This is a genomic window from Actinomycetospora sp. (assembly GCF_036497585.1).
GTDB lineage: Bacteria > Actinomycetota > Actinomycetes > Mycobacteriales > Pseudonocardiaceae > Actinomycetospora.
In genome coordinates this window covers 21,797-30,331 of sequence record NZ_DASXJD010000209.1, presented here as the reverse complement: position 1 = coordinate 30,331, position 8,535 = coordinate 21,797, and the positions used below count along the sequence as shown (strand labels likewise).

The window sequence follows — 8,535 nt, the reverse complement described above, 5'->3', positions numbered from 1 at the left end:
TCGAACCTGCGACCGACGGCTTGTAAGGCCGGTGCTCTTCCGCTGAGCTACGCGCCCGGGACGTGCCCTCTACCAGCAGCTTCGCCCTCACTGGTCGTCCTCCTCGGCGTCGGGGGCGGGCTCCGGGGGCACATCCGGGGCACACACCGCGTCGTCGAAGCGGTCGGCCAGCTCGTCAAGTCTGTCAGGAAAGAGGTGCCCGTAGAGGTCGAGGGTCATGGTCGCGGTCTTGTGCCCCAGCATGAGCTGCACGACCTTGACGTCCGCCCCGGAGGCGATCGCGAGCAAGGCGGCGGTGTGGCGCAGCTCGTGGGGGGTGGAACCCGGCCGGGCCGACGCGGCGCACCGCGGGGTCGAAGAAGTCCCGCCGGAAGTTCCGGACCCGCATCACGCCGCCGCGTGGCGCGGGGAAGAGCAGGTCATCGCCGCTGTGGCCCTCGATCCGCGAGGCCAGCTCCCGGGCGAGGAAGCGCGGCAGCGGGACGGTGCGCCGGGCGTGGGTCTTGGGACTCCCCCACACCAGTTGCCCGCTGACCTCGGTGACCGAGTCCACGACCCGCACCCGGCGGCGGTCGAGGTCGACCCGCCGGACCCGCAGCGCGGCGGCCTCGCCCCAACGCAGGCCGGTGTAGGCCAGCAAGCGCACCAGGGCCGCGTAGTCGCCGCATTCCTTGGCGAGCATGGCGACCTCGGTGTGGGTGAGGTAGCGGTGATCCACCTGCTGCATACGGGGCAGCTTGATGTCCTCGGCGGCGTTGCGGGACAGCCGGCCGTCGCGCACGGCCCACGCCAGGAGCTGACGCAGCGTGCCGTGGGCGAGCCGCACTGAGCGCGGGGAGAGCGTCTCGCCGAGGTCGGAGACCCAGCGCTGGACCGCGGCGTGGGTGACTGACTTGAGCGCCGTGGTGCCCCACCGGGGCCGGACGTGGCGCTCGACGACGCCGACGACGCGTGCCCGGCTGGACTCCTTGAGGTGCCCGAGGGCGGCAACCCACTGGTCGGCCCACTCCCCCACGGTGATCTTCCCGGCGGCCGGGTCGACGTAGGAGCCGCTGCGGAGGTCGGTGCCCGCAACTCGGCGTAGGCCTCAGCGTCCTTCTTGCGAGTGAAGCAGGGAACAAACGATGTCGTCGTCACTGATTCGTGACCTTGTCCGATTCGACGCCCGTGACCGCGACCCCGGCGGCGGGGACGAGTCGGTCTGGGAGGCCTTGGCGCTGGCGGGGGTGAGCCAGCTGGTCCGGCTGACCGGCGTCCTGGTGGCGGCGGTCGGACTCCTTTTCTTGCTGCTGTTCTACGTGCCCGTGCTGGGGGTGGGCTGCCTGTTCCTGGGCGTGCTCACCTACCTGGCCGGGGCCGCGTACAAGGTCAACAAGGGCGCGCAACTGCGATTCCGCCAAGATATTCCAGACCGGCGCCCTACTGATTTCAAAGAAATGCTGGACGTGCTCATGTACCACCGAAGCCGACGCGCGTCGAGCCATGTCAGCGCACCGCCCACGCCCTCAGTCTCCACGAGACGGAGCAGATCACAGGCTTGTCCTAACGACACCAACCGATTCCAGTGTCCGACGGAAGCACAAGCCGGATGTTGGCGTCCTGGTCGTCCTCGGCGATTTCTTCATCGGTGGCTTCTCGACCAAGACCTGCCATCGCCCGCAGGTCCCGGCGGCCTGTGGACCAGGTGAGTTGCCGCCGGCCGTCCGACGCGGATTCCCACTCCCACCAGCGCGCCAGCGCTGACTCCTCATATGTCTCGACGGCGTCCACGAGCAGCTGCATCGGGCTGCGGCCGCCCCGGGTGCGGCCTTCCTTCCGGTGTCCACCCGTGACCTCGTGGGCCATCTTGGTGGAATAGTCGGCCAGGTCCCCGTCGCCGAGCTGGGCACGGCGCAGGTCCCACCCGTGCTCCTCCGCCGCGGAGAACCCGCGCCGTTGCAGTGCTCGCTTCCAAGGGCCGAACAGGCGGGGCGCGAGGGCGGCGCGGGCGAGGTCGGCGGAGACCTGTTCGCGGGAGCAGAGCAGGACGTGTAGGTGGACGTGCCAGCCGTGGTCGCCGTCGGTGATCTCCACCGCGCGGGCCCAGCCGAGCAGCCCTCCGAAGCGCTCGCAGTCCTCCTGCCAGGAGGACCCGGAGGTCACGCGCTGCCAGGCGTAGGACAGGACGTCCCAGCAGCCCTCCTGCGCCTTGATCGAGTCGAGTTCGATGGCGTCGGCCTCGGCCTGGCGCTCGTCAACGTCCCAGCCGTTGGCCTCGGCGATCTGGACGTCGGCCAAGCGCTCCTCGAGCCGGTTCCGGCGAGCCCGCTGCGCTGAGGTGAGACCGAGGCGGTCACCGCGGTCGTGGCGCATCGTCAGCGTGAGCAGGAACGCCGACCCGCCGAGCTCGTCGACAGCGCGCATCACCGCGGCGAGATCGTCCGCGCGGCGGGTGGCGATCTTCGCGGCGCACACCGGGCAGCACCACACCGACCCGCAGGTCTTGAGCCCGCCGTACGCGGCGGAGCGGGTGCCGTCGGATTTCTCGGTCACACCGAGGGTCACGCCGGCCTCGGCGTTCATGGCGTGCCCGCGTACTTGATCCGCTTGAGCTGCGAGATGCGGCGCAGCTGGGCGCGGCGCTGCCAGCGATTCGCCCGGGGCTCCTGCGCCCCGGCGACCTGCTCCGCCGACCTTGGTTGGGCGGCGTGCTCGCGTCGGCGGCGCTTGCCCGGCCGAGTGGCCGTTCGAAGAGCCGTTGCCCCTTTACCGAGGCCTTTACCATCTTCGACGCGGTCCACTGGTCGCCCGCGTGGGCCGCCTATCTCTCCCTGGGAGCGGGAGGGTGGCCTCGGTCGTCGCCCGGCGGCGACACGTCGGTGGCCCCATCCAGCGCTTCCTCGAGGCTGGGACAGATCTCGAACAAAGTCTGGTCGTCGAGGAGGGCCCGGGTCACCTCGGGTGCCGCCGGGTCACGGACGACGCGGAGGTCGACGTCCGCGTGGCCGGCCTCGTAGGCCAGATCGCGGAGCACGGCGGCGGCGGCAGGCTCGGCGGTGCGGACGGCCGTGAGATCGACCACGAGCGGGTGGCCGGAGCGGGCGAGCATGGCCCAGGCCTCGCGGCGCAGCTCAGCCGCGGCCGGCGCGTCGAGGGTGACACCAGCCCTGATCACTCGGGCGCCGGTCGGCGAGTCGGTGATCGACAACCTCGGTCGGCCGCGCCCGGGGTCGAGGCCCTCGCCGGTGTGATGAGGGTCGACCTGGTCGTCATCGGTGTTCATTGGCCAGTCCCTGTCAGACCGTCACCGACGCCCCGTCGTCGGGAATGGTCGTGTCGCGGTCGGCGGTCATGGCTAGCTCCCCACCTGGGATGCTCGGTGGACCCCACGAGACCTAACGAGCGCGACGTGCCGCCGTCCATCCCCGCACGGCAACCCTCGACCGTTCGGCGACCGACGGGTCTGGTCGACCGCTGCGCAGCGTCGCCCCCGGCGGGCGGGGGTAGGTCCGGTGGCAGGTCTGCGAGAATCTGCTGACGTGGCCGAACCCCCAGCGAGGCGCGACCGCCACCATCGTCCCGCGCGGGTCCGCGGCGCGAAGCTCGGCCAGGGCGCCCTCGAGCCCGAAGCGTCGCCCATAGCCATCGGCGTGGTCTGCCTCGTAGCTCGCCTTGCGCTACGCGAGGTCCATCGACGTCGTGAAGAAGTGCTAAGGCCAGCGGGGCCTGGCTCTGAATCTGGAGCCGCTCGATCGCTGCCACGTGCGACCCCACGCGTGTCAGGCCGGCGCCGGCCACCTGCTCCCGCACCTTGGGCCGCTCCCTTGATGTCTCGGGCCCGAGCGCAGCGCGATGGGTCGACTTGCGGGTCGGATCGGCTTGAGGCTGAGCCTTGGCCGGCCCAGGAACGGTGCCGTGTGATCCCTCACGGGCGGGCTTGGGCGGCGTGTTCGCGGTGAGGGCCAGGGGCCTTGCGGAGCACCCTCGACGTCCGTTGGCGGCGTGAGGGCTCCGAGCCCGTAGCGCCTCCCCGGACGGCGCGCTCACAGTGACGGGAGGTGGTCCCCGTCGGGCAGCACGGGTGGCTCGGCCACGACGGCGGCGCGCACCGCGACGTGCAGGTTCAGTCGGGTGTCGGGGTGGGTGAGGTCGTGGCCGGACAGCTCCCGGATCCGTCGCAGCCGGTAGCGCAGGGTGGAGCGGTGGATGTGCAGCGCGGCGGCGGTGTCGTCGTAGTTGCCGCCGTGGTCGAGGTAGGCGCCCAGGGTGCGCACGAGGTCGGCGTGCCGTTCCCGGTCGTAGGCGAGCAGGCCACCGAGCCAGTCCTCGACGAAGGCGCCGGCGGCGTGGCGGCCCTCGGGGGTCGCCAGGAGCCGGTAGAGCCCGAGGTCCTCGAAGGTGATCAGGCCGGCGGGTTCGGCTTGGCGCATGCGCACGGTGAGGGCCTGCATCGCCTCGCGGTAGGAGCGGGGCAGGTGCTCGGGCCGCTCGACGAAGCCGCCTACCCCGACGGCCGGAGCGTCCGGCAGCACATGCGCGAAACAGTCGTGCAGAACCTGCCACGCGGCTCCGGGGTGCGCACAGGTGCCGTCGTCCTCGGGCCGGCGCGACCACGGGGCGATCGCCTGGCCGCTGCCGTCGAGCCAGGCTCCCGGGGTCCCGCACACGAGGACGGCGGTCTGGCCCCGCCACGTGCCCAGGTAGGGCATGTCCAGCGTGCGCGCGGCCTGGTCCAGCAGGTCCCCCACGGCCTGGCCGTCGGGCCAACGTCCGTGGCCGGGCCGCAGCGCCAGCACCCGGTGGGGCCCGGTGAGGTCGTGGCTCAGGGCCGACGCGCGCCCGATGCGCCGGTCGACCTCGGCCACGGCGTCGTCCTCGTGGGGCTCGAGCAGCACCGTCTCGACGAGGTCGTGGTGCAGCCGTAGCTCGGTCTGGAAGAGGTGTCGGCGGTGGAGCAGGTGCAGGGTCAGCGCCGCCGTGGTGAGGCCGATCCCGTGCAGGGCCTCGGCGCGGGGGCTTCCGGGACGTGAGTTGGATTCGGGGTCCTTCTTGTCGGAGGGTTCGAGCGTTCCCTCTGGGTCGAGCACGACGATCAGTCCGAGGACCGTGCCGCGGGAGGCGGACAGACTGGCCAGCCGCCCCCGCACGCGCAGCGGGCCCGCCACTCGCCGCGCCGCATCGATCAGCCGCTCGCGCTCCAGGCGGGTCGACCGCGGGTACCGGGTCGGCCCGTCCGCTCCGGCCCGGGCGAGGACATACCCCACGGCGTCCTCGATCACCACGTTCAGACCCAGGTGCTCGTGCAGGGTGTCGGCGAGCCCCTGCACGGGAAGGTCGTCGGCTAGTGCACGGGCGAGCTGGTCCTGGAACCGGTACTCGCGGCCCAGGGCCGCCTCGAACTCCGCTGGGGCCTGCCGATCACCAACGGCACCCGCGCCGGAGGGGGACCGGTCGTCCGGGACCGGATCGTCCGCAACGTGAGGTGTGCCCTCCACCGCTATACGTCACCGCACTTGACCCCTCAGGTCAAGCCAGCGCCTCCGGGTGCCGAGGTTCTGAGCCGTGAGGAGGCTGGGCACCTGCCTTCAGGACTTGAACGACTGACCCAGCAGGTGATTGTTCCGTCTTCTACCTCCTCCACGGCACCCGCGACGCCCAGCGGCGAGGGCTGGACCAGGACGCCGTCGGCGAGGATTTGGACCCACCTCGAGCTGCGGTGGCCGACCAGCAGGTAGCGGGCGCGGGCACATTCGTCGGACGCCCGCCCGCCCGGCGGTCCGAGCCTTCGTGTCGTCGGGCGCCGCCCGGTCGGTGCACGAGCACGGCGCCTGGCCCGGTGATCCCTGCCGCGACATGAGACACGAGCCCGATGCGCCAACCGGCGCGGCATCGCGCTGGGCCCACATACTCGTGAGAGCCCAACGCCTGCGGATGCCCACTCTGCAATCCGGGGGCGCACACCGTGTCGCCGAAGCTCGGACGTGGCGCCGCAGCCTTCCTCGCGAGTGCATAGACCAATTCGGTTTCGAAAGTCTTGTCGAGCATATATGGATGACGGCGAATTAACCAGGAGGACTGGAGAAGTCCCGTGCGACCCCGGCGAACGCCTGCGGTGAAATGCAATCGGACAGGTACAGAGAGTCCAATTACGAACAGACGAGTAGGGGTTCGCCAAACAGGCCATCAACCGGCGGTAGTCTCAGTGTACGACTTGTCTGCGCCTCGACGAGGGGACCGCTTGCGACTGACTCTCTCCCAAATGAGTCCAGAAGCCGTTAGCCAACGCCGGGCCCCGTTGAGACCATCAGTCTCACTTACGTCGAGGAGGGCTGCTGCCAGATCTTTAGACCTCAAGCATTGCCAGGTCTCCGGGGGAAGCGCGAGGCGTTCGTCGCCATCGAGGGTCTCGTCGGCCACTTCTTCGTCAGTCTGGTTCTTGCCGAGTACGGCGAATCGGCGCAGGCTGCGCTCCCCGCGTGACCATTCCAGCTGACGGCGTCTTCGGCCGCGGATTCCCACTGCCACCACCGTGCGACGTCCTCAGCGCGGTAGGTCTCGACGGCGTCGGCGAGCAGCTGCATCGGGGTCCCGCCGCCGCGACGCTTGCCTTCCTTGCGGTGCCCGGACGTGACCTCGTGGGCCTGCTTGACGAAGTAGGCGTGCAGGTTGTCACCGCCGCCCCGGCGGGTCTTGCGCACGTCCCAGCAGTGCTCGGCCGACGAGTCGAACCCGAAAGCGCGGACCTTAGTCATGAACCGGGCGTGCATTCCGCCACCGATCATGGCCTCGGCGTACTCGGTGGACACGTCCGTGGGGAAGCACAGCAGGGCATGCACGTGGACGTTCCAGCCCTTGCCGGAGTAGCCGTGCCCCTCTGGAAGCGCGGCGAGGATCGCGGGGGTGCCGCCGTCGGTCACTTCGGTGACCCGCACCCAGCCGAGCAGCCTGGTGTCAATCTGGGCTTGCGCCCAATCGCGTCCGCTTGTGGCGGCGTGCCAGCCGTCGGTTACGACGTCCCAGCAGCCCCGGCGAGCGTTTAGATCGGCCAGCTCCGCGCTATCGGACTCGGCCTGGACTCTGGCCCCGGCGCCGACGGTGACCATGTCTGGGTCGGTGCGGACGATCTCACGTCGGATGCTGGTCTCCTCAATGTCGTCCGCGTCGGCCTGGTGCTCGTCGATGTCCCAGCCGTGGGCCTCGGCGTCCTCGCGGGCCATGCGGCGGGCGTCGAGCTTCTCGAGGCGGTTGCGCCACCGACGGCGCTGATCCAGCACACCACGGCGGGCCCGCTCCTCGCGGTTAAGCCCGAGCCGGTCCCCGGCGTTGTGGCGGATGGTCATGGTGAGCATGAACGCCGAGCCCCCGGCCGCGTGGACCGCGTCGAGCACGACGGCCAGCTCCTCGGCCCGCTTCGCAGCGACCTTGGCGGCGCACACCGCGCAGGCCCACACCGACCCGCACGTCACCAGGCCCTCGAACCCGGCCCGCCGCCCGTCCGGAGTGTTGCTCACGGCCAGGACGACCCCGGCCTCCGGGTCGCGCATAGAGCCGCAGCGACGCACCCGACCGATTCCGGTCAACGGCTGGAGCTGGGCCCGACGCTGCCACCGCGCCCGACGCGCGCTCCTAGCTCTGGGGCACTGCTCCGCCTGGCTCTGAGCCCGTGTCGAAGGGCTGGGAAAGACTGTTCGCCCGTTACCAAGGGCCGGAGCCGCAGGGCTGACCGTGGGCACGCTCACGAGGCGCTCCGCAGTGACGTGGAGGCGCCGGCGCTGGCGCGCCGGCGGGGCCCGCGGGCACCAGCTGACGGGCCTCTGGTCCTGCCTGGGGCTGTGACGCTGCTCAGGGCAGCTCAGGGCCACGCGGCCAAGGGGAACCGCCTCCGGCGGTGCTGCGCGAGGCGTCGGCGCGCGAGCTTGCACTGCCGTCCCTCACCAGCAAGGGCCGCAAACCATCTTGACCGGCCGCCGGGGTGGACGAGCTCAGCGGCGCAGACGGCCGTTCGAGATCGTTTGCTTCCTCCCTTGCTGGCGAGCCTCCGACGGCCGAAGAGCCCGCAGGCGCGGTGGAGCCGGGACGGACTCCACCCGGGGCGCACGCCGACGCCTCGCGGTCCTTCTACACCTGGGTGGTGGTCGGGATGCGAGTACTCGTGACCGGATCGAAGTTCTGGAGCGACCGACGCACGATCATGGAGGCGCTGTCGCTGGTATGGGAGCCCGACACCGTGCTGGTGACCGGGGCCTGTCCCGAGGGCGCGGAGGACCTCGCCGCGCGGTGCTGGCAGCGCTGGGGCGGGCGCGTGGAGCGCTGGCCATTCGACTGGGACTGCCCCGAGGGCCTGGTGGTGATCGGGCGCCATCGCGCGATGCTTCGAGCCGGAGCCGACACTTGCCTGACCTTCGGCAGCTCCACCGGCCCGGGTTCGCTATGTGCCCTCGCCCGCGAGGCCGGGATAGCGGTGTTCGAGCGGGAAGCGGCAGGGCCATGAAGCTCCTGGGCGAGCGTCGACCTGCCTTCCGGCGGTCGATGGGCTCGGGCATGCTTCAGGCGACG

The 8,535-nt window shown here is 71.1% G+C and carries 6 protein-coding genes and 1 pseudogene; 1 reads left to right on the top strand and 6 read right to left on the bottom strand.

The window, feature by feature from the left end; all coding sequences use genetic code 11:
• Positions 1-87 precede the first annotated feature (87 nt).
• The 6 genes and pseudogenes from VGH76_RS20840 to VGH76_RS20815 all read right to left on the bottom strand — a co-directional run bounded on the left by VGH76_RS20840 (position 88) and on the right by VGH76_RS20815 (position 7,490).
• Positions 88-219, bottom strand: coding sequence for a hypothetical protein (locus VGH76_RS20840; protein ID WP_331558636.1), 132 nt, complete (start codon positions 217-219; stop codon positions 88-90).
• A 175-nt stretch (positions 220-394) separates the two neighbouring features.
• Positions 395-682 (bottom strand): annotated as a pseudogene (locus VGH76_RS20835) (tyrosine-type recombinase/integrase); the annotation flags it as partial.
• Positions 683-1,542: 860 nt separating this feature from the next.
• Positions 1,543-2,562: a hypothetical protein gene (locus tag VGH76_RS20830; RefSeq protein WP_331558635.1), complete on the bottom strand. Its 1,020-nt coding sequence runs from the start codon at positions 2,560-2,562 to the stop codon at positions 1,543-1,545.
• A gap of 238 nt (positions 2,563-2,800) precedes the next feature.
• Entirely contained in the window at positions 2,801-3,262 is a 462-nt protein-coding gene (locus VGH76_RS20825) for an STAS domain-containing protein (protein WP_331558634.1), read from the bottom strand.
• Between the two features lie 760 nt (positions 3,263-4,022).
• Positions 4,023-5,306, bottom strand: a complete 1,284-nt coding sequence (locus tag VGH76_RS20820) for a PucR family transcriptional regulator (RefSeq protein WP_331558633.1) — start codon at positions 5,304-5,306, stop codon at positions 4,023-4,025.
• Positions 5,307-6,329: 1,023 nt separating this feature from the next.
• Entirely contained in the window at positions 6,330-7,490 is a 1,161-nt protein-coding gene (locus tag VGH76_RS20815) for a hypothetical protein (RefSeq protein WP_331558632.1), read from the bottom strand.
• Between the two features lie 641 nt (positions 7,491-8,131).
• Between VGH76_RS20815 and VGH76_RS20810 the strand changes: the two genes are divergently transcribed.
• Positions 8,132-8,470 (top strand): hypothetical protein, encoded by a 339-nt coding sequence (locus VGH76_RS20810; RefSeq protein ID WP_331558631.1) that lies wholly within the window; start codon positions 8,132-8,134, stop codon positions 8,468-8,470.
• Positions 8,471-8,535 lie beyond the last annotated feature (65 nt).